The sequence below is a fragment of the Moorella glycerini genome (assembly GCF_009735625.1).
Classification (GTDB): Bacteria; Bacillota; DSM-521; order Neomoorellales; family Neomoorellaceae; genus Neomoorella; species Neomoorella glycerini.
Window position 1 is genome coordinate 3,234,398 of the sequence record NZ_CP046244.1, and the last position, 20,578, is coordinate 3,254,975.

General features: G+C 55.6%; 18 protein-coding genes. 3 read left to right on the top strand and 15 right to left on the bottom strand.

Annotated features, from left to right (window positions below; all coding sequences use genetic code 11):
- Window positions 1–15: 15 nt before the first annotated feature.
- Window positions 16–1,683, bottom strand: a complete 1,668-nt coding sequence (locus MGLY_RS16165) for a spore germination protein (protein ID WP_156275587.1) — start codon at window positions 1,681–1,683, stop codon at window positions 16–18.
- A gap of 236 nt (window positions 1,684–1,919) precedes the next feature.
- Between MGLY_RS16165 and MGLY_RS16170 the strand changes: the two genes are divergently transcribed.
- The 3 genes from MGLY_RS16170 to mntR all read left to right on the top strand — a co-directional run bounded on the left by MGLY_RS16170 (window position 1,920) and on the right by mntR (window position 3,929).
- Complete coding sequence (locus MGLY_RS16170) at window positions 1,920–3,011, top strand: GerAB/ArcD/ProY family transporter (protein ID WP_156275591.1); 1,092 nt, start codon at window positions 1,920–1,922, stop codon at window positions 3,009–3,011.
- A 64-nt stretch (window positions 3,012–3,075) separates the two neighbouring features.
- Window positions 3,076–3,327, top strand: a complete 252-nt coding sequence (locus tag MGLY_RS16175; RefSeq protein ID WP_156275593.1) for an alpha/beta-type small acid-soluble spore protein — start codon at window positions 3,076–3,078, stop codon at window positions 3,325–3,327.
- 128 nt (window positions 3,328–3,455) lie between these two features.
- The gene (gene mntR / locus MGLY_RS16180; RefSeq protein ID WP_156275595.1) at window positions 3,456–3,929 is read left to right on the top strand and encodes a transcriptional regulator MntR; all 474 of its coding nucleotides are present in this window, start codon (window positions 3,456–3,458) and stop codon (window positions 3,927–3,929) included.
- A 6-nt stretch (window positions 3,930–3,935) separates the two neighbouring features.
- Here the strand turns inward: mntR and MGLY_RS18065 are convergent, their stop codons facing one another.
- From MGLY_RS18065 to MGLY_RS16250, 14 genes are all read right to left on the bottom strand, one after another.
- Complete coding sequence (locus MGLY_RS18065; protein WP_156275597.1) at window positions 3,936–5,336, bottom strand: nucleoside recognition domain-containing protein; 1,401 nt, start codon at window positions 5,334–5,336, stop codon at window positions 3,936–3,938.
- A 12-nt stretch (window positions 5,337–5,348) separates the two neighbouring features.
- Window positions 5,349–6,167: a FeoB small GTPase domain-containing protein gene (locus tag MGLY_RS18070; protein ID WP_156275599.1), complete on the bottom strand. Its 819-nt coding sequence runs from the start codon at window positions 6,165–6,167 to the stop codon at window positions 5,349–5,351.
- A gap of 15 nt (window positions 6,168–6,182) precedes the next feature.
- Window positions 6,183–6,419 (bottom strand): FeoA family protein, encoded by a 237-nt coding sequence (locus MGLY_RS16195; RefSeq protein ID WP_156275601.1) that lies wholly within the window; start codon window positions 6,417–6,419, stop codon window positions 6,183–6,185.
- A gap of 330 nt (window positions 6,420–6,749) precedes the next feature.
- Window positions 6,750–7,019, bottom strand: coding sequence for a putative Se/S carrier protein (locus MGLY_RS16200; protein WP_156275603.1), 270 nt, complete (start codon window positions 7,017–7,019; stop codon window positions 6,750–6,752).
- Window positions 7,012–8,163 carry an aminotransferase class V-fold PLP-dependent enzyme gene (locus MGLY_RS16205; protein ID WP_156275605.1) on the bottom strand — a complete coding sequence of 384 codons (1,152 nt, stop codon included), beginning with the start codon at window positions 8,161–8,163 and terminating at the stop codon, window positions 7,012–7,014. Before MGLY_RS16205 ends, MGLY_RS16200 begins: the two co-directional genes overlap by 8 nt.
- 208 nt (window positions 8,164–8,371) lie before the next feature.
- Window positions 8,372–8,917: a Uma2 family endonuclease gene (locus MGLY_RS16210; RefSeq protein ID WP_156275607.1), complete on the bottom strand. Its 546-nt coding sequence runs from the start codon at window positions 8,915–8,917 to the stop codon at window positions 8,372–8,374.
- 79 nt (window positions 8,918–8,996) lie between these two features.
- Window positions 8,997–9,737, bottom strand: a complete 741-nt coding sequence (locus MGLY_RS16215; RefSeq protein WP_246187365.1) for an ABC transporter permease — start codon at window positions 9,735–9,737, stop codon at window positions 8,997–8,999.
- The gene (locus MGLY_RS16220) at window positions 9,730–10,569 is read right to left on the bottom strand and encodes an ABC transporter ATP-binding protein (protein WP_156275609.1); all 840 of its coding nucleotides are present in this window, start codon (window positions 10,567–10,569) and stop codon (window positions 9,730–9,732) included. Before MGLY_RS16220 ends, MGLY_RS16215 begins: the two co-directional genes overlap by 8 nt.
- The gene (locus tag MGLY_RS16225; RefSeq protein WP_246187366.1) at window positions 10,566–11,594 is read right to left on the bottom strand and encodes a magnesium chelatase ATPase subunit I; all 1,029 of its coding nucleotides are present in this window, start codon (window positions 11,592–11,594) and stop codon (window positions 10,566–10,568) included. Before MGLY_RS16225 ends, MGLY_RS16220 begins: the two co-directional genes overlap by 4 nt.
- A gap of 47 nt (window positions 11,595–11,641) precedes the next feature.
- Entirely contained in the window at window positions 11,642–13,651 is a 2,010-nt protein-coding gene (locus tag MGLY_RS16230) for a putative cobaltochelatase (protein ID WP_156276565.1), read from the bottom strand.
- 88 nt (window positions 13,652–13,739) lie between these two features.
- Window positions 13,740–14,840: a radical SAM/SPASM domain-containing protein gene (locus MGLY_RS16235; RefSeq protein ID WP_156275613.1), complete on the bottom strand. Its 1,101-nt coding sequence runs from the start codon at window positions 14,838–14,840 to the stop codon at window positions 13,740–13,742.
- Between the two features lie 13 nt (window positions 14,841–14,853).
- Window positions 14,854–18,609 (bottom strand): cobaltochelatase subunit CobN, encoded by a 3,756-nt coding sequence (gene cobN / locus MGLY_RS16240; RefSeq protein ID WP_156275615.1) that lies wholly within the window; start codon window positions 18,607–18,609, stop codon window positions 14,854–14,856.
- Between the two features lie 18 nt (window positions 18,610–18,627).
- Entirely contained in the window at window positions 18,628–19,413 is a 786-nt protein-coding gene (locus tag MGLY_RS16245) for an ABC transporter ATP-binding protein (protein ID WP_156275617.1), read from the bottom strand.
- Window positions 19,410–20,519 (bottom strand): FecCD family ABC transporter permease, encoded by a 1,110-nt coding sequence (locus MGLY_RS16250; protein ID WP_170291142.1) that lies wholly within the window; start codon window positions 20,517–20,519, stop codon window positions 19,410–19,412. Before MGLY_RS16250 ends, MGLY_RS16245 begins: the two co-directional genes overlap by 4 nt.
- Window positions 20,520–20,578 lie beyond the last annotated feature (59 nt).

A 20,578-nucleotide genomic window follows, 5' to 3' on the forward strand; every position in this document is an offset into this window, starting at 1 on the left:
TTTTTGCAAGTATAATTAAATCTTCCTCGCCGGCTTCCCCATCTTCTTTCTCCCCTTTTTCCTGGCTGTAACGCTTTTTTTCTTATCTTCACCCAAACGCGTTTCCAGTTCGTCCCGGGCATTTTTATCTCTGGCTGTAATAAAAGGGTGCAGGCCGGGTTTTATGCGCCGCAAATCTCGCCAGCCGGTGAGTACGGGCCGCCAGAGCATGGCCCACCAGGGCACCCTCACCACCAGGTCTTTTTGCGCTTCCCAAATAAATGGTGCCAGGGGGCTGAGAAAAGGCTCACCAAAACTCCTCAGGCTCACCAGGTGGATTAAAATTACCAGCAAGCCGGCAAAAATGCCGAGCAGGCCCAAAAAACCGGCTAAAAAAACCATTGGCAAGCGGAGCATCCTCACGGCCTGGCTGAGGCCAAAAGTAGGTATAGTAAACGAAGCGATGGCCGTAGCTGCAATAACAATAACCATTGCCGCAGACATCAGCCCCGCCCGGACGGCTGCTTCACCGATAACCAGGGCTCCTACGATGCTGATCGCCGGGCCAATGGCCCGGGGCAACCTTATGCCGGCTTCAATGAGAATTTCAAAGAGTACCTGCATGATTAAAGCTTCAACAACGGCCGGGTACGGCACCAGTTCACGCTGGGCAGCGATAGAAATTGCCAGGGGAGTAGGAATCATTTCCTGGTGAAAGGTAGTCAAAGCTACATAAAGGGACGGCAGTAGCAGGGCGATAAATATTCCTAAAAAGCGGAACAGGCGAACCCCTATACTTAAAGGCCAGCGCTCATAATAATCGTCCGGGGCATGCAACTGGGATACCAGGCTACCCGGGAGGATCAGGGCAAAAGGTGTACCATCAGTCAGGACGGCTATCCTGCCTTCTAATAAATCGGCAACCAGTTTATCCGGCCTTTCCGTGCGGTTAAGCTGGGGAAAGGGGGAATGGGGAGCGTCTTCAATGAGTTCCTCAATATAGCCGCTTTCCAGGATACCGTCAATATCAATGCGCTGCAACCGGCGGCGGAGTTCTTCCAGAATTCCCTTTAATACCAGTCCTTCCAGGTAACAGATAACCACCTTGGTGCGAGTGCGCCGGCCCAGGTTCATAGCTTCAAAACGAAGCTCGGGCGCACGCAGCCGCCGCCTGATGAGAGAGATATTCGTTGCTAAATTTTCAGCAAATCCCTCGCGGGGGCCACGGATACTAACTTCATTGACAGGTTCTTCTACCGGCCTTTTTTCCCAACCTTCTATACTGAGCAGCAGGCACCGGTTGTAACCTTCAACCATTAAAACTGCCTTGCCGTCCAGTAAACCGGCGATTATCTTTGACCACAGCCGCTCTTCTTGAAGATCGCCGATGGTTAACCTGGCACGGATCAACCGGCTAAATTTTGCCTCGTCCCCCGGTAGCGGTACTGCCTGCAAGGCTAACAGGGAACGCAGGATATCCCGCTGGACCACATCCCGGTCGATCAGGGTTTCCAGGTAAACCAGCGCCAGTTTTTGGCCCGGCAGCTCTATCTCCCTGATGACCAGGTCCTCACTCCGGCCGAAGGTTTTTTTAAGGTAATCGATGTTGACTACCAGCCTGGTATTTATCGGCAGGGCGTGTTCGTTTGAAGTTTGCCTGCCGGGGGTGGCTTCGCGCCATAAAAGGCGCCATAACCAGAGCAAAGCCAGCACCTTCTCTAGCCAAAAACTTGGCACTTGATGGAACTAGTATGAAACCCATTAGGGGTTTATATACCAGGAACGCCTCGATATGGAATAGCTTGTAATATCAGCATAAAATACGCTAGAGACCGAAATTTAAAAAACCTGGTAACGGCGGTCAAGAGCAGTTGTATATTTTCCCTTTAAGCGGAAATATTAATTAGGAAATACTGACCGGTCGCCAAGAGGAAGTAACCGTGGGTGAAAAAGGCAGGATATCTCTCTGGCAATTTTTTCTGCTGGTTACCGGGTTCCTTATTGGTACCTCTACCCTGATCGTCCCTGTCGGGCCGGCCAAACAGGACGCCTGGATATCTTATCTTCTAGCGGGAACCCTGGGTCTGGGTGCTGCCTATTGCTATACCGCCCTCGGCCGGCGTTTCCCGGGGGAATCACCGGTGCAATATGCCTGCCGGGTTCTGGGGCGATGGCCGGGAATCTGCTTTAATATTATTTTTCTCTGGTACGCCCTGCACCTGGCGGCCCTGGTTTTGCGTAACGTTGTTGATTTATACAAGGTGATCGTTTTGCCCCAAACACCAATGGAAATCGTTGCCGGGGTTTTTGCCGGCCTGGCCGCCTACGCCGTTCGCCTGGGGATAGAAGTCCCGGCCCGGATGGGCGAACTGCTACTTCCTTTTATTATCGTTGCCATTTTAGTTCTCACAGCCCTGGCTGTATCTGTCCCGGGACTGGTTCACTGGGAAGCCCTCCTCCCGGTTATGGAAAGGGGGCCGCTGCCTGTCCTGCGCGGGGTCTACCCGGCCTTTGTCTTTCCCTTTGGCGAAACCGTCTTCTTTTTGGTTCTATTACCTTTTTTAACCGAACCCAAAAAAAGCTTTGCTCCCTTCGCCCGGGCCGTAATCATAGCAACATTGCTCACCACGCTGGTACTGGTGCGTAACATCATCGTCCTGGGCGCATCCGAAACGGCGCGCATTAATTTCCCCAGCCTTATAGCCATCCAGATGATTAATATTGGCGACTTTTTGCAACGCCTGGAACCGGTCATCATTTTCGTCTGGAGTTTTACCATTTTATTGAAACTGACTGTTGTCTACTATACCTTTACCCTGGGCACGGCCCAGCTTTTAGGCCTGCAGGATTACCGCCCCCTTGTGCTGCCGGCAGGCCTTCTGCTAACCTTTTTCACCATGAGCCTCTATGAAAATTTTTCCCAAATGATAATCTTTGCCGGTCGCGCCTTCCCGTTTTATTTCCTCCCTGCTTACCTGATCTACCCGGCCTCGCTGCTCCTGGTAGCTAAAATACGTAACATTAAAGGGTGAGACCACTGCTAACAGGTACATAATTCCCTGCCTGTACCGGTACAATATTGCGGGGGTGATTAAAATGGGCCACAAAAAGGATAATGACCGGCTGCGGACGGAAAGACAGCTCGACAAATTAAAGTGGGAAACAGCCAAAGAATTGGGCCTGGACGATGACCTGGCCAGCGCAGGAGATGAATTGACCACCAGGGAAGCCGGTAAAATCGGCGGCAATATGGTGCGCAAGCTGGTCAAGGCCGGGGAAAAGGCCCTGGCCGGGGAAGGCGATCGGAAAGCCCGTTTAAACCTGCAGGATAGCTATAGCCGGTCATAAACCGGCTTATTTTTTTGGGTTTTGTAGCCGCGGCCAGCTTAGCTGTACCATGGCCTTTTAGTCCGGGCAAAAAACTGTGCCTCCCGGCATAAAGTTTAGCAGGCAAGAAACTTCCGGGAGGGAGAGCCATGTTAACAGAAAGTATGGAAGATTACCTGGAGATGATCTACAGGCTAATCCAGGAAAAAGGTTATGTCCGGGCGGTCGACCTGGCCGGAGCCCTGAACGTCCAGCCTTCATCCGTGACCAGGATGATACAAAAGCTCCATGAAGAAGGTTTTATCCAGTACGAAAAGTACCGGCATATTGCCCTCACCGATAAAGGGAAGCGGCTGGGATATTTCCTCGTCTGGCGCGATGCCATGCTCAAAGAGTTTTTAACCCTCCTCAACGCCCGGGTAGGGGTGGAAGAACAGGTAGAAGGTATCGAGCATTACATCACGCCGCCTACCATGTGCCTGTTCCGCAACCTGGTCCAGTATTTTCGCACCCATCCCGAGTGCCTGGAGGAACTCCAGGCCATGAACCGGCTTAACAAGTACCCGGAAGGAGAAAAACTGGAGGACCTCAGGGCCTGGCTGTTCCGCCACAGCAGCGACTAGGGAGCATTAACCCCCAAGCGCGGCTCCTAATAGACCTGCCAGCAGCTTTGCCAGGAAGCAGGCAGCAAAGCCCAGGGCCGTCGGGATGACAGCCGCCAGGAGGGGCCACTTCAGGCTTTTTGTTTCTTTATAAATGGTCAGCAGGGTGGTCCCGCAGGGCCAGTGCAACAGGGAAAACAGCATGACATTAAGGGCGGTAATCCAGGTCCACCCGTGCCGCACCAGGATTTCTCCCAGCGCGGCCAGGCTATCCACCTCTGTGAGCATACCGGTGGCAAGGTAACTCATCAACAGGATGGGGATGACGATCTCATTGGCCGGCAGGCCCAGAATGAAGGCCAGGAGGATGTAGCCATCCAGGCCCACAGTCTTTCCTAAGGGCTGCAGCCAGCCGGCCAGGTGGTCGATAATACTGGAAGTGCCCAGGTGGACATTGGCCAGGACCCAGGTAAAGGCTCCGGCCGGAGCGGCCACCAGGACAGCCCTGGCCAGCACATAGAGGGTCCGGTCCAGGACGGAGCGGGCGATTACCCGTAACACCTGGGGCGGCCGGTAGGGGGGCAATTCCAGGGTAAAGGAGGAGGGTACACCTTTCAGGAGGGTCCGGGAGAGCAACCAGGACGTAAAAAACATCAGTACAATACCCAGCAAGATAATCCCGGCCACAGTGAGGGTTGCTACCGCCGTCTCGGCCGCCGTGGTGAGCAAACCGCCCATAAAGATAGCGGCCAGGGTAATTAGCGTAGGCAAACGACCGTTGCAGGGGGAAAAATTGTTGGTCAGGATGGCCAACAGCCGTTCCCGGGGGGAATCAATGATGCGGCAGCCCACGACGCCGGCAGCATTGCAACCGAAGCCCATGCACATGGTTAAGGCCTGCTTGCCATGAGCGCCAGCCTTTTTAAAGAAATTGTCCAGGTTAAAGGCAATGCGCGGCAGGTAACCCAGGTCCTCCAGGAGGGTAAACAGGGGGAAAAAGATGGCCATGGGCGGCAGCATGACGGCAACCACCCAGGCCAGGGTGCGGTACATGCCCAGGACCACGATGCCATATAACCAGGCAGGGGCACCCAGCCGTTGGAATAAACTGGTAAGTATATCCTGGAAAGCAAAAAGTAAGCTGGCCAGCAGCGCGGAGGGGTAATTGGCCCCTTTAAGGGTCAGCCAGAAGACAAAGGCCAGCAAAGCCAGCATGATGGGGTATCCCCAGAGCCTGGAGGTTAAAATGGCATCCAGCCGCCAGTCAAGATCCCGCCGCGGCGCAGGTGCCTCCTTGACGGCCCGGGAAGCAATGGCTTCCGCCCGGGCGTAAAGGGCCGCTACAATCCGGTCGCGGTAAGAATCCTCCAGGTCACCGGTCAGGCGCCGGGCCTCACTAAGTACCAGGTCGGTTTTCTCGCCAGTCATTATGCCAGCACCTCACTTCCTCCCTGCTAGTGCCGCGCAAGCGGCGTGTGTCATAGCGGCATGGGCATCATGTAAAGCGGGCTCAGTCAATTTTACATCTAAAAAACGTTCTATACTCGGTAATAAAGATCTGTCGCCTTCCAGCAGGCGCAGGGCCACCCACCGGGCATTGAGCCGGCCCCTTAAAAGCGGCTGCAATTGCCTTGTCAGCTGGCCTGCGGCCGCTTCAATATCGTCATCATAAATTATAGGAGTGGGAACCGGTTGAAGTGCGCCTGTAGCCACGGCAGCGATGACATCTTTCAACCGGGTAAGCCCCTCACCCTTTCTGGCAGCCGTCGGTATCACAGGTACTCCCAGTTCGCTGGCCAGGAGGGGTATGTCAATCACAATGCTTTTCCGCCGGGCTTCGTCCATGAGATTCAAGCAGACTACCACCGCGCTAGTTATTTCCGTTACCTGGAGGACCAGGTTGAGGTTGCGTTCCAGGCAGGTGGCATCGACGACCACCACCGTAACATCGGGCCTGCCGAAGCAAATAAAGTCCCGGGCCACCTGTTCTTCGACGGAATTGGCCAGTAAGGAGTACGTGCCGGGGAGATCCACTAGGGTAAAGGTATGACCCTGGTGGGTAAACCTGCCCCGGGCCTGTAAAACCGTTTTCCCCGGCCAGTTACCGGTGTGCTGCCTTAAACCCGTGAGGGCATTAAAAATCGTACTCTTGCCGGCATTGGGATTCCCGGCCAGCGCTACCACGTAGCCTTCGCTGCCGGCCGGGAGAAAGTTTTTTCGTAAAGTAGAAAACCCTGTCGCCTGCTTTGTTAGCCCCATTCTAGCCACCCTCCTTTATACTGGCCGTACCAGGACCTGCCGGCCTTCTTCCCGCCGCAGGGCAATGGTTGCCCCGCGGATAAAAAAGGCCGTAGGGTCACCACTGGGACTGCGGCGTAAGGCCACCACCCTGGTGCCCGGTACCAGCCCGAGATCCAGGAGGCGGCGCCGGGCCAGGCCCCATGCTTGTAAGGAAACTACTTCGCCGGAACTGCCCGGCCTGAGGTTGCTGAGGCTGGTGATCGCTCTCATCGGCACTCCCCTCTTCTTAACTGATACCTGATTACCCGGCTTCCTTACCGGGAATGCCCTGGAATTGCTAGAAACCCACATTTTTGCTTGCCACGCAATCCCTTGCCGGCCGGCAACTTTCTGATATCAGGCTATGCCGTTTCTCAGGCCGTTGTTACCCCTCCCTTGAAACCGGAAAAAATTTTTGCCTGGCAAAGCATGGCAACCAGTAGCAGGTTTAAATTAAAAGGCCCTGAGAGCAACCCAGGACCCACTTCCCCGCCGGTTTTCAGCGTTCCTTTCAACAGGAATAAATAAGCTTATCGCCAATCTATTCCTTCACTAATTTTTTCATACCTCAAGTTGTTCTATTACCCGTAAACGACCGCGGTCTTTGACCACCTTCACCTTTTTTTCCAACCTGACGCCTGCTGCCTGAAGAAGGGCCAGAGCAGGCACGCTTATTTCCGGCTCCAGCTCCAGGGCCAGGCCGCACAAAGAACTCAGCTCCCGGGGCATAGGTATGAGCCGCCCTTGCAGGCCGGCCCCACGGACGACTTTTTCCGCCTTTAAAGCATAATGGGTGGACGGAAAGGTCAATAATACCAGCTCGTCAGGCATCCCGCAACACCCCTACCAGTTCCTGCACTGCGGCCAGGGTGGCCTCGATTTCAGCAGCGGTGTTAAAGTACCCCGGGCTCAGGCGCAGGGTACCTGTGGCCAGGGTACCGATGGTCTGGTGAGCCAGGGGGGCGCAGTGTAACCCCGAACGGGTTACAATTTCATAATGATCCGCCAGCCAGGCGCCGGCCTCTCCTGCCGACATGCCCCGGATATTGACTGATACCACCGGCACCTGCCTTGCCGGCTCCCCAGGGCCGTAGACAGTCACTTCCGGTACCTGCCGCAGGCCCTCTAAAAGCAGGGCCGTCAACTCCATGGTATGCCGGCGGATCTCCGCCAGTCCGGTTTCCTGGATAAAGCTTACCCCCGCTCCCAGGGCGGCGATGGCCGGGGCATTGATGGTGCCGCTCTCAAATTTGTCCGGCAGTATTTCCGGCTGGGCTAACGACTCCGACCCGCTACCCGTACCGCCGTAAATGAGGGGCCTGATGGTATCCGGGTAGCGGATATAGAGGCCGCCGGTCCCGGGAGGGCCCATTAAGCCCTTATGGCCGGTGAAGGCCAGCAGGGTAATCCCGGCCGTTTCTACATCTACGGGAATTTCCCCGGCCGTCTGGGCCGTGTCTACTAAATACTGGAGGTGGTGGCGGCGGGCGATCTCGCCAACTTCATCAACGGGCATGATGGTCCCGGTAACATTGGAGGCATGGGTGAGGCAGATCAGCCTGGTGCGGGGTGTAATGGCTTCTTCTACTGCCAGGGGATTGATGGTCCCGTCGGCGGCACAGTTGACGATGGTAAAATCCACGCCCCTGTTTTGCAGGGCATATAAGGGCCTGGTCACAGCATTATGCTCCATGCTGCTGATAACGACATGATCGCCGGGTGCCAGCAGCCCCTGGAGGGCCAGGTTCAAGGCCGTCGTGGCATTGGGCGTGAAAATTATCTGTTCCGGCTCCCGGATGCCGAAAAATGCCGCCAGCAGTTCCCGGGTTTCCATTACTGCCAGGCCGGCGTCCAGTGCCGCTTTATTGGCCCCACGGTTGACGCTGCCGCTCAACTGCCGTAACCAGGCGTCAGCCGTCTGGTAGACGGCCTCCGGCTTGGGCCAGGAAGTGGCGGCATTGTTCAGGTAAATCATATGCCAGTCTTTGCGCTCCCTGTTCCGGCTGGATGAGCCAGTGTTTTTCCAGCAGGTCTCCCCTGCTGTCCATATAATATTCTCTTTTTACCTGCGATACCCTGTATACGTAATATAACTTTTCGTTATAAGTCATGTCCCGATAAAAAATCCCCCACCCGCATCCAGGCAGAGGACTTCTTCTCCCGCAGCAATAAACCGTTGAAACTTAAAAAACCCGATCTAAATCTAAATCCAATTCGGGTAAAACTGTGGAAGTAAAAGGTTGCTTGCCCCGCCGGGTGTAGAGCTCTTTTTTCTCTCCCCCGGGGGTAAAAGTGCAAACTTCGATAGTCTGGGCTACCGGGTGGACAAACCATATCTCCCGCACATGGTGGGCGGCATATAACTTTTTCTTGATTACCTGATCCCGCTCAGCGGTAGAAGGGGAGAGAATTTCAATTACCAGGTCCGGCCCGCCTTTGATATTGGCTTCAGTGATGATGGCCCGTCTTTCGTTGCTTATAAAGATTATGTCCGGTTGGACGACGTCTTCCGGTGTTAAATAAACATCAATAGGGGAGTGGAGAATTATTCCTATCTTTTGTTCTTCCACATGTTGGCGTAAAATAAACTCCAGGTTCCCGGAAACCATCTGGTGGATGACACTCGGTGCCGGTACCATATACAGCTTCCCCCCGATGAGCTCGTACCTTTTATCCTCCGGTAGCTGGCAATAGTCCTCGTAAGTAAATTTAACCTCGTTAACGGCCATGTTCATCCCTCCCGGGACATTTCCTTTAGTGGTATTGTACCATTTGTTTACCCGGCTTAAAAGCCGGCCGATTAAAACCTTATCGTACCTTCTGCACGGCTACCACTGCAGCAATGAACAATAGGGCTGCATAACCAGCCAGCACTGCCAGGGAGACGGGCAGGAGGCCCTGGCCCTGGGCCAGGGCCCGCAAAGCATAACTGGTATGGGTCAGGGGCAGGGCTTCAATGAGATAAGCCACGCCCTGGGGCAGGCGGTCCGGCAGGAAAAAGGTGCCGCTCAAAAAAGACATGGGCAAGATAACAAAGGTAGAAAAGTTGGACATGTCCTCATGGGAGTTGATGGTCATGGCCGCCACCACGCCTAAGGCGGCAAAAAGAAAACAGGTCAAAATTATAATTATGAAAAACCAGGCGTTCAGGGCCAATTTTGCCCCGAATAAAAAAGCCAGGCCCAGGATAATCAAAGAAGCAATCAGGCCGCGCACCGTACCCGCCAGGACTTGACCGAAAACAAAGGAGCCGGCGCTTAAGGGAGCAATCAGGTATTCTTCTAAGGTTTTATAGTATAAGCGGCTGATGTTCAGGGAAATGCCTACGGCGTTAAAGCTGGTGTTCATAGCCGAAAGGGCGATAATGCCGGGTACGACAAATTCCAGGTAATTACCCCCGTCTATGCGAATGCCCCGGCCCAGGCCCCAGCCGAAAGCCACCAGGTACAGGAAGGGACTCACCAACCGCGAAGCAAAAAATTTATAGAAGGTACGCTTAAGGACAATCATTTCCCGCCAGAAAACCGTATAAAACTCCATGTTAATCATTCACCTTCCGCCCTGTTAACTCAATAAAAACGTCTTCCAGGTTAGTAGCGCGAATTAAAACATTGCCTGTTACTTTGCGGGCATAATCCAGGGCCTCCTCCCGGCAGGAGAAGAGTTTATACCCTGTTTCCGTACCCGCAAAGGACTCTACAGCCACTTCCCCTACTTTTTGTTTCAGCTCGCCGGGCGTACCCAGGGCAATGAGTTGCCCCCGGTCCATAATGCCTACCCGGTGGCAGAGCATCTCGGCTTCTTCAATGTAATGGGTGGTCAAGAGTACGGTCATCCCCTCAGTATTCATCCGCCGGATTAAATCCCAGATTTTCCGGCGGGTCTGGGGGTCCAGACCCACCGTAGGCTCGTCCAGGAAAAGGACGCGCGGCCGGTGCATCAGCGCCCGGGCGATCATCAGCCGTCGCTTCATCCCGCCGGAAAATTTACTCACCAGGTCATCGGCCCGCTCCTCCAGTTCCACATAAGCTAAGAGTTCATTAATCCTTTCTTGCCGCTCTTTAGTGGACATCTTATGCAGGCGGCCATGCAGTTCCAGATTTTCCCAGGCAGTAAGTTCCTGGTCCAGGTTCATCTGCTGGGGCACTACGCCAATTGCTTGTTTCACCTTACCTAAATCCCGCGTTACATCGTAGCCGTTGATCAGTGCCCTGCCGCTGCTGGGCCTGGTTAGCATAGTCAGCATCCTCACAGTGGTAGTTTTGCCGGCACCATTTGGGCCAAGTAAAGCAAAGATTTCTCCGCTTTTGATCTGGAGGTTCAGTCCGGCTACGGCCACAATATTACCATAATGCTTGGTAAGCCCCTGGAGTTCAATCACTGCGCAAGTACCTCCTGCAGTTTTGCCTGGTCGACATGCATCTCCTGGAACGGCTGGCGGCGCATGCGGTGGAGCAGGGCGAGGTTTACTATGGCGTAGACATCGTCGGGTATTACCTCGGTACGCCCGTCCAGGGCAGCCATAGTTCTGGCCGCCTTCATCATCACCAGGTCGGCCCGGTGGCCGTCTACACCCATTTCAATGGCGATCTTCGCAATGAGATAAAGGATTTCCTCCGGCATTTCTACTTGCGGTAAAATCTCTATAGCCGTCAAAATTTGCCGGCGTAGCTTTTCCTGCTCCTCTTCCCACCGGGCAATAAACCCTTCCGGATCTTCTTCAAAGGCAACCCGGCGTTTAATGATTTCTACCCTTTCCCCGGGATCCAGGATGCCAGTGATATTTACGCAAAGGCCAAAGCGGTCTAAAAGCTGAGGTCTTAGTTCCCCTTCCTCCGGGTTCATGGTACCGACCAGGATGAAATTGGCCGGGTGGGTGAAAGATACGCCTTCCCGCTCGACAGTATTTACACCCATGGCTGCGGAATCCAGAAGCACATCCACCACATGGTCATCGAGAAGGTTTACTTCGTCTACATAAAGAATGCCCCGGTTGGCCTGGGCTAGGACACCGGGTTCAAAATGCTTTTCACCTTTTTTTATGGCCCGTTCAATGTCCAGGGTACCAACTACCCGATCTTCGGTGGCGGAAACGGGCAAATCTACTACCCGCATTCTCCGCCGGGTCCGCGGTAGTTCTTCACCGGCCTCTAGCCGCTGGCGACAACTTGAACACATGGTGGTAATATCCGCAGGATCACAGCTAAATGGACAATCAGCCACCACCTCTATCTCCGGTAGCAAAGCCGCCAGGGCCCGCACGGCGGTTGACTTGGCCGTTCCTTTTTCCCCGCGAATGAGAATCCCGGAAAGTTTAGGGTTGACGGCGTTTAAAAGCAAGCCTTTTTTCATTTCTTCCTGCCCTACCAGGGCAGCAAAGGGGTAAATAATAGTTTCGGGTTGCACGCACTTCATCTCCTATCATGAAAAATGTTGGTTTAAGGATCCCCTGGCTAGCAGATTTCTTTTAATTTTGCCACAGCACCGGAACCTTGCATCTCCCGCACTACCTGGACCAGGGTGCCGGCTTTTAGCTCGTCTATCCGGTAATATTCTGCTCCTAAAGCAGCGGCCAGTTCCCGGGCCAGGCCAAAGGTAAGCAGGCCGTCCTTTTCTACATCTACCACCAGAGTTTTGATTCTGGCATCGTTACGGATTATCTCCGCCACCCGTCGTGCCTCCAGGAGGGGCTTATCCTCCCCCATGCTCACATTGGCGCGGCCATCGGAAATAAGGATTAAAAGAGGATCAAGGTTAGGATCTTTATAAAAATGAGTTTTGATGATGTCATATGCCTTAAGTAAGCCTGCCGACAGAGGGGTCCGCCCGCCGGTAGGTAGTTCCTGGAGCAGTTTGTATCCCATTTCCACGCTGTTGGTAGGCGGCAGCAGTACTTCGGCTGTCTTTCCTTTGAAGGCTACCAGGCCGATTTTATCCCGTTTCTGATAGGCATCCAGCAAGAGGGAAAGAATCGCCCCTTTAGTCTCTACCATCCGCTGCTGGACCCCCATGGAACCGCTGGCATCCACCACAAAAAGCAGGAAATTACCGATGCGTTTTTCCCGTACTTTGGAACGAAAATCTCCTTTTTCGATGGCTATGGCCATACCATTCTTTTCCCGGTAAACCTGATGAGGGGCCGCCGCCCTTAAGGTAGCGTCAAAGGCCAGGTCGTTATTTTGTAGCCAGGCAGTCGCCCGGACATATCTGCCTGCCCTGGTAGCCGTCCTGGTGCGCGAGCGACGGCCGGAACCTTTGCGCAAAATGCGGTCCCGCCCGTGGGTAATACGCCGGACGGCAAAAGGCTGGCCCACAGCGAAAACCACGTCCTGGCCTTGAGGGGGCGCAGGAGTATTCTCTCCTTCTTCAGGCTCCCCGTTATGTTCCTCACCATGAGGTTCTTCCCCTGATTCCTGGCCGTCGTTTTCCCGGGGCTGTTCAGGTGGGGCTTCCGCCTGCTCCGGCGTTGCTTCGGGATTTTCTTCTTGCTGTGGCGGTTCCTCCCGGGTTTCAGGCGGCTGGGATTGTTCTGGAGGCGGCGCCGGGGCTTCCCGCACCCGGTGGGGCAGGACCAGTTCCGCTGCCTCCTGTACGTCAGCCTCGGTCACTTCTTCCCGCCCTGCGAGGGCGGCGATGGTGCGCGCTGTTGCCGTCATTATGATGTCAGCCCGGTGGCCGGCGGTGCAGGATTCTACGCATAACCGGGCTATTAATGCCAACAATTCTTCCCTGATAGTTACCCGGGGTAAGATTTGCCGGGCGGTAAGGATTTTTTCGCGTAAACGCTCTTCTTCTCCTGCCCACTGGGTGAGAAATCTTAAGGGGTCGGCTTCAAAGGCTCCCCGGCGTTTAATTATTTCTACCCGCTGCCCGGGGTCGTGTACACCTTCAATCTGCACGCAGAGGCCAAAACGGTCTAAAAGCTGGGGCCTTAACTCCCCTTCTTCCGGGTTCATAGTACCGACGAGGATGAATTCTGCCGGGTGGATATAGGAAATTCCTTCCCTTTCGACGATGTTTACCCCCATGGCGGCTGCATCTAGAAGGACATCCACCAGGTGATCGTCCAGCAGGTTTACTTCGTCGACATAGATGATGCCCCGGTTGGCGCGGGCCAGTATCCCAGGTTCAAAACGGGGACGTCCGTGTTTGATGGCATATTCGAAGTCCAGGCTCCCTACCAGGCGGTCTTCGGTGGCTGATATGGGCAGATCAATGACCGGGACCCTGCGCCTGACCCGGGGTAGCTTTTCTCCCCGGGCCAGTCTTTCCCTGCAGTTAAGACATAGGCGGTTATAATCTTCAGGATCACAATTATAAGGACAACCGGCGACAACCTCTATTTCCGGTAACAGGGCCGCTAGAGCGCGTACGGCCGTAGATTTGGCCGTGCCCTTTTCTCCCCGGATGAGGATCCCGCCCAGGCGAGGGTTAATGGCATTCAAGATTAACCCTTTCTGCATTTTCTCCTGGCCGATAATGGCGGTAAAGGGATATATAAATCTTTTATCAGTAAGCACTCAAACACCTCCTCAATTACTTTGCGTTTTCTTAAAGAGGAGACAAAGGAGGTAAGGACCCCTCCTCCTTCACCCATAACATGAATATTTTTCTCAACTCGCAGTCCCCCGGAAAGGCTATATCCACCCGGCCGCTATAAGCATAGGCACGGGCTAGACATCCCCCGCCGCAGAGGAGCCTCTCCGGGCAGTCCCGGCAGCCCTGCATCTTCTCAACATTGCGCCTCCACCACGCTCTCCTCACCATGGCCTCCTGGTGAGAAAAATCAGGGTCCAGGATGGAACCCAGATAAAAATCCGGCACCCCCCCCAGGGAGGCACAGGGGTAAACAGAGCCGTCGGGTAGCACCGCCAGGGACTGGCCGGTGGTGGCGTAACAGTAATACCGCCGTTCCCCGCTATGGGTCAACAGGTATTTCAGCCTCTCCACCTCCCGGAATCTAATCAGCGGCCCACCCTGGCGGGCTATTTCCCGCGCCCGTTCCAGGGCCGCCCTGACCTGACGGCGGAGCAAGTCCGGATCCGGACCTGTGCACTCACCTTCCGCACCCCTGCCCAGGGGACGAAACAAGTCCAGGGACAGGCCGTGAACGCTACCTAAATAAGCAGCCAGCTCAACCAGCCTGGGAAGCTGTTCTGTACTCGCGGCCGTTAAAACTACCGTCAGGCCTGCTTTGACCCGCTCTGCCGCCAGGTTTTGTAATCCCTGGATAGTCGCCAGGGTCGATCCCTTGCCGTCAGGAAAAGGACGCAAGGCATCGTTAACTTCAGGCATACCGTCAAGACTTACACCCAGGGCCAGGCCCAGTTTTTTTATCTCCCGAACCATAGCTGGAGTAAGCAAAGTACCATTGGTTTGCAACTGGAAGGTCGCAGCCAGGTTACGTTCCTGCATATAGGCGACTACTTTTTTGATCAGGGGTAGGTTTAATAGCGGTTCACCGCCGGAGAACTGGATTTTAAAATGGCCGCTGCGGGCGGCTACATAGTCCACTGCCCGCCGGGCCACCTCCCAGGGCATATCTCCCTTGCTTTCGCCACCGCGGGCATAACAGTAACGGCAATAAAGGTTACAGGCATCAGTTATGCGTAAAACAAGCAATTTAAGAGAATTTTCTTTATGTGCCGTCATGTTAAGACAACCTTCACTCCGTCCGGGCCTCTAATTCCCCTTCAATATCCAGGTACAGTTCCTTTAAGGCAGCAGCAGTTTCCGGCCGGGCCTGCCACATTCCCCTTTCGATGGCTTCTAAAAGCTGGGCCGTGATAGTCTGCAATGCCCAGGGGTTGACCTCCTTAAACCATTCCTGCATCCCCGGATCCAGAGCATACTTTTGCGCCAGGGCTTCATAGAGCCAGTCTTCCAGCACTTCCGCCGTAGCGTCCCAGCCAAAAGAATGCTCCACCAAAGCCGCCAGGTCTCCTGCGCCCTTGTACCCATGGCGCTTCATGCTTTCAATCCACCTGGGGTTAAGCACCCGCGCCCGGAAGATATGCCGGGTCTCCTCCTCCAGGGTACGTACCCGTACCCGCCTGGGGTCGCTGCTGTCGCCGCTGAAGGAGAGGGGTAGTTCTCCTTTAATGGCCTTAACGGCCGCCACCATGCCGCCATGGTAGGAGTAAAAGTCATCACTGTCAAACATGTCTACTTCCCGGCTGTCCTCGTTCTTTACCGTTGCGGCCACCGTAGCGAGGCGGCGCCGGAAGGTATCCTGGGCCTCCCGGCCATAAGTACGGCGGCTGTAGGCATAGCCGCCCCAGGTAACGTAGACTTCCCCCAGGTCCTTAGCATCCTGCCAGTTCCTGGCCGTGATTAAATTGCTTACCCCGGCGCCGTAGGTACCAGGCCGGTCGCTAAAAATACGCCACCTGGCTTCCTCCCGGGCCTGTTCCTCCTCTACGCCGGCGGCTATCAGCGCAGCTACTTCGGCTTTTACATGGGCAGCCACAAAATTCATTGTCTCCGGTTCGTCCAGCCCGGCTACCATTTCCACCGCCCGGTCAAGCAGGTGGATGACATTCAGGAAGGCATCGCGAAACATCCCGGAAGCCCGGATAGTTACATCAACCCGCGGCCGCCCCAGCTCCTCAAGGGGAATCACCGCCAGTCCTTTAACGCGCCCGCTTTTTTCTTCCCAAACCGGGCGTACTCCCAGCAGGTACAGGGCCTGGGCGATATCCTCGCCCCCGGTACGCATATTGGTAGTAGCCCAGATCACCATGCCGACGTTTTCCGGGTAGTCACCTTTTTCCTGCTGGTAGCGCTCCAGGAGGGCCTCCGTCAGCTTTTTCCCTACTTCCCAGGCAGCGCGGGTGGGCACGGCCTGGGGGTCAAGGGAATAGAAGTTGCGGCCCGTCGGCAGGATATCAGCCATACCCCGGGTAGGCGCACCCGAAGGACCGGGCGGAATGAAACCACCCGTCAGGGCCTTAATAGAGTTTTCGATTTCTTTTACCGTGGCTTCCAGGGCCGGTACCAGGTTGCCGGTAATATATTTACCCAGCCGGATAATTTCTTCATCCCGGCACCCCAGGATCTCTCCTGCAACTACGGGTATGGCTTCCTCGCTGAAGCCAGAGGCCGCCAGGGCTTTGATAAACTCCCTGCTTAATTGTTCGATTTCGTCCATGATTTCAGCGTTAGTACGCCCCTGCACCGGGTCGAAGAACCCCGGCTCAGCCAGCAACTGGTCGTAATTGTATCCCTTCACCAGGGCCAGTCGTTCCCGTAAGGCAGGGAAATCGTTGTTGGGCAGGCGGGTTAAAGCCAGGAGCATTTCTACCAGGGCTTCATCTCGAGGTGCCTGGCCAAGGATGTGGAGGCCATCCCGGATGAGGGTATCTTTTACCTCATACAGGTAAGAATGCAGCCGTTCCAGGAAGCCTTCCCAGTCTTGCTCAGCCTCCTCTTTCTCCAGGCCCAGGTCACGGTCCAGCTGGCTGGCCGCTGTTTTTTCCCAGATCAACTCGCGCAAAGCCGGCAGTTTCGTCTCATCCAGGGTCTTTGCCATGTGGTACTCTTTGACCAGGACTTCTATCCCGGCCAGCTCATCATAAGTATCGGCCCTGGTCATAACCGGAGGCAGGTGGGCAATGATCCCGGCATGGGTCCGCCTCTTGGCCTGGGTACCTTCCCCGGGATTGTTAATGATGTAAGGGTAAAGGTGGGGCAGGTCATTAATGGCCAGGTCCGGGAAGCAGGCCCCGGACAACCCTACCCCCTTGCCCGGAAGCCACTCCAGGGAACCGTGCTTGCCGATATGGAAAACCATATCCGCCTGGAAAACGTCCCGCAGCCAGCGGTAATAGGCGAGGTAGTGGTGGGGCGGGGCCAGGTCAGGGCTGTGGTAAATTGTGGCCGGGTCCTCAAGAAAGCCCCGGGGCGGCTGGATGCCGATAAAAACGTTTCCCAGGAAGATGCCCGGGATGAGGAGCTGGCCCTGGTAATTAAATACTTCTCCCGGCGGCTCACCCCAATTGCATGTTAAATGCTCCCGGGCCTGGGGAGGAAAGGCCTCAAACCAGGCCCGGTAGGTATCCCCGTCCACCCGAGCGGCCGCCCGGCGATCCAGCTCCCGCGGGTCGAGCCAGCCGCGCTCGTTGGTCAGCCCGGACAGGATCCTCTCCATCAGAGCCGCCCCATCCGGCGGCAAATCCTCTACCCGGTAGCCGGCGGCCTGCATGGCCACCAGCAGGCGGTGGACGCTGGCCGGGGTATCCAGGCCGAAGGCACAGCCGATGCGGTCGTTGCGTGGCGGGTAATTATGGAGGATAATGGCCACCCTTTTCTCCTGGTTGGGTTTGTGCCTTAGCCGGGCCCAGCGCAGGGCCAGGGAGGCAACCTTGCTTACCCGTTCAGGTATAGGTACATACTGGCTTAAAACAGCACCGGTCGATGGATCCTCCCCGGTCTCTTCCCGGGTGGCCACAGGTACGCTGATTAGATCCCCGTCAAATTCGGGTAAGGCCACACTCATAACTACATCCAGGGGTCCCAGACCCTGGGGGCTTTTTTGCCACTCGTCAAAGGGAGTCAGGGACACGATGGCTTTAATTAGGGGTACGCCCAGCCGCTGGTAAAGCCCTTTTTCTTCCACCCGGCTGAAGGTGGGCGTGGCCATGGTCTGGGAGAACATCAGGGTATTAACCACCACATCTACCATCGGCCGGCCGTCCCGGCTAAAATAATTTTCCAGCACCCAGGCCAGACCCCGGCTGCCCAGTTCGTCGTTCCTGGTGGCGTAAAGGAACACCGGCAAGGCTATGCCGCCTTGTTTTTCTATCTGCCGGACAAGTTCATCAATGAACGCTGTATTGCCTGCCACCCAGGCACTCTGGTAGAAAAGTATCCCCACTACCGGGCGACTTTCTTTGAGCTTCTTCTGTAAATAAAGTGCCGCCGCTTCCGGTGCCGGGCAGTCCGGGTGGTAGAAACCTTCCCAGGGTAACGGGCGGGGCTCGGCTGCCGCCACCTCTATACCACCATAACGACCGGCAGCCCAGAGAAGAAGATTTTTCAGGTTATCTTCGCCGCCATAGGCAACGTACAGGCGCAGCCGGTGGTAATCTTGCGGCATCATATTGCTAAGGGACAAAAGCTGCTGGTTATCATCTCCCATCGAGGGCAACACAGCCAGGGGGATATTCTTTTTCCTGGCCAGCTCTACCAGGTCCTGGAGCCCCGGCAGGGAATCCGGCCCACCCATGAGGTGCACGATAATCAGATCAGCGCCACCGGCAAGTTGAGAAATTTCTCCCGCCGTTCGCCCGCCTTCTCCCCGCTTCGAGGAGGCCGCAACTTCAACCAGCCGGCCATAATCCTCCTGCACCCTCCGGGCAGCCCGGCTTAAACTACCCAGCTCACCTTCAATGGCCGTATAAAAGCAAATTTTTAAAGCCATAACCCTCTCCCCTCCAGCTTAAAGCTTTGCTCTCCCGTTAGCCGGACAAATGGGCAAAACCTGGACGCCCAGGTCGTCTTCGCGCACCCGGGCTTCGACATCATAGACAGCGCGGATATTTTCCGGGGTGAGCACCGCCTGCGGGCTGCCGGAAGCAAAGATGCGCCCCTGATGCAAGAGCACCAGCTTTTGGGAAAAACGGGCCGCCAGGTTTAAATCATGCAGTACCATGAGTACGGTCATTCTCTTTTTCCAGGCCAGAAATTCAAGGATGCCCAGCACCTCCAACTGGTGGCGAATATCCAGGTTGGAGGTAGGTTCATCCAGCAAGATAACCCTGGGCTCCTGGGCCAGGGCGCGGGCGATCATTACTCTCTGTTTTTCGCCCCCGCTTAAATTGCCCAGGGTTTTGCCAGCCAGGGGTTCCAGTTGGAGGAACCGCAGAATTTCTTCTACCACCTGCCGGTCTCTTTGCCCAACAGCCCAGGTTATATAAGGCCTGCGACCCAGTAACACAGCTTCATACACAGTTAGGGGAAATACCTTCGTCCCTTCCTGGGGAACATAGCCCAGAAGCATAGCCAGGGCCCGGCCCGACAGGTTGGTTATATTGCGGCCATCCAGGTAGATTACGCCCCGGGCCGGCAGCAATATCCTGGCCAGGCACCGCAGGAAGGTGCTTTTTCCTGAACCGTTTGGTCCTATAATGGTAACTATTTCCCCCGGATCTATGGTCAGCGTTACCTCGTTGAGGACTGGTTGACTATCGTAATTAAATGACAAACCATCCACGGCCAGTTTCATGACCACCAGCGCCTCCTTTCCCGGAAGAGAAGAGAGAGGAAAAAGGGTACCCCGATTAGCGAAGTAATCACTCCCACGGGGATTTCGATGGGGCTGGCCACCGTCCGGGCCAGGGTGTCGGCCGCCAGCAAAAGGAGAGCCCCCAGCAAACAGGAAGCCGGGATCAGGTAACGATAGTCGCTGCCGACCAGGAAGCGGCCCAGGTGGGGGGCCACCAGGCCAATGAAACCAATAATCCCGGTAAAGGCCACCGTAGCGCTGGCCAGCATTGAGGCGCCGACAGCACCCTTACGCCGCAGCCGGTCAAGATTGACGCCCAGGTTGGCGGCCACTTCCTCCCCGGCTCCCAGGGCATTGAGGTCCCAGGAAGAGCGCCAGAGAAAACCCAGGGCAGCAAGGCAAACAGGAAAAAGCAAAATTAAAGGTTGCCATTTAGCCCCGGCCAGTCCTCCCATGAGCCAGAGAGTGAGTTCACGCAGTTCTTCATGGGACGACAGGTACTTCAGTAAAGAAACGCCAGCGGAAAAGAGATAACCCAGGGCCACGCCGGCCAGGATGAGGGTCTCCGGGGCCAGGCCCCGGAGACTGGCTACCCCGTAGATGACAAACGTCGTTAACAGGCCAAAGGTAAAAGCACTGGCCACGATGATATAACCTTTCGCCAGGGTGAAACCGGCGAGCTTCCCCAGGCCCAGGACCACCGCCAGGGCCGCCCCGAAGGAAGCGCCGGCGGAGATGCCCAGGATATAAGGATCGGCCAGGGGATTGCGCAAAATCCCCTGCATCACCACCCCTGCCCCGGCCAGGCTGCAGCCAGCCAGGGTGGCCAGCAGCACCCGGGGCAGGCGGAGATTCAAAATAACTGTCCGAGCCAGCTTGTTTCCTATCTCCAAGCCGGCGGGGGCGGTGGTAACCGCCTCCTTGATAACCAGCCAGAGCTCCTGCAGGCTGATATTGGCGCTGCCCAGGCCGAGGGAAATTACCAACGCAGCCAGCAAAGCGAGGCTTAAAAGAATGATTGTCAATATTTTATGGCTAGCCAGCCGGGCATAAAAATCTCCCCTGGCATCACCGGTAGCTTTTTCCCCGACCATATTACTACGCATCATTAATGCCCCCTTAAGTGGGTAGACACTTATACCCGGACTTAACCCCCGCGTCTTCC

Bases quoted from the DNA above. Each gene is read 5' to 3' on its own strand.
- MGLY_RS16175 (WP_156275593.1), top strand. From the start codon at position 3,076: ATGGGCCACAAAAAGGATAATGACCGGCTGCGGACGGAAAGACAGCTC.
- mntR (WP_156275595.1), top strand. From the start codon at position 3,456: ATGTTAACAGAAAGTATGGAAGATTACCTGGAGATGATCTACAGGCTA.
- MGLY_RS18065 (WP_156275597.1), bottom strand. From the start codon at position 5,336: ATGACTGGCGAGAAAACCGACCTGGTACTTAGTGAGGCCCGGCGCCTG.
- MGLY_RS18070 (WP_156275599.1), bottom strand. From the start codon at position 6,167: ATGGGGCTAACAAAGCAGGCGACAGGGTTTTCTACTTTACGAAAAAAC.
- MGLY_RS16195 (WP_156275601.1), bottom strand. From the start codon at position 6,419: ATGAGAGCGATCACCAGCCTCAGCAACCTCAGGCCGGGCAGTTCCGGC.
- MGLY_RS16200 (WP_156275603.1), bottom strand. From the start codon at position 7,019: ATGCCTGACGAGCTGGTATTATTGACCTTTCCGTCCACCCATTATGCT.
- MGLY_RS16205 (WP_156275605.1), bottom strand. From the start codon at position 8,163: ATGATTTACCTGAACAATGCCGCCACTTCCTGGCCCAAGCCGGAGGCC.
- MGLY_RS16210 (WP_156275607.1), bottom strand. From the start codon at position 8,917: ATGGCCGTTAACGAGGTTAAATTTACTTACGAGGACTATTGCCAGCTA.
- MGLY_RS16215 (WP_246187365.1), bottom strand. From the start codon at position 9,737: ATGATTAACATGGAGTTTTATACGGTTTTCTGGCGGGAAATGATTGTC.
- MGLY_RS16230 (WP_156276565.1), bottom strand. From the start codon at position 13,651: ATGCAGAAAGGGTTAATCTTGAATGCCATTAACCCTCGCCTGGGCGGG.
- MGLY_RS16235 (WP_156275613.1), bottom strand. From the start codon at position 14,840: ATGACGGCACATAAAGAAAATTCTCTTAAATTGCTTGTTTTACGCATA.
- cobN (WP_156275615.1), bottom strand. From the start codon at position 18,609: ATGGCTTTAAAAATTTGCTTTTATACGGCCATTGAAGGTGAGCTGGGT.
- MGLY_RS16245 (WP_156275617.1), bottom strand. From the start codon at position 19,413: ATGAAACTGGCCGTGGATGGTTTGTCATTTAATTACGATAGTCAACCA.
- MGLY_RS16250 (WP_170291142.1), bottom strand. From the start codon at position 20,519: ATGCGTAGTAATATGGTCGGGGAAAAAGCTACCGGTGATGCCAGGGGA.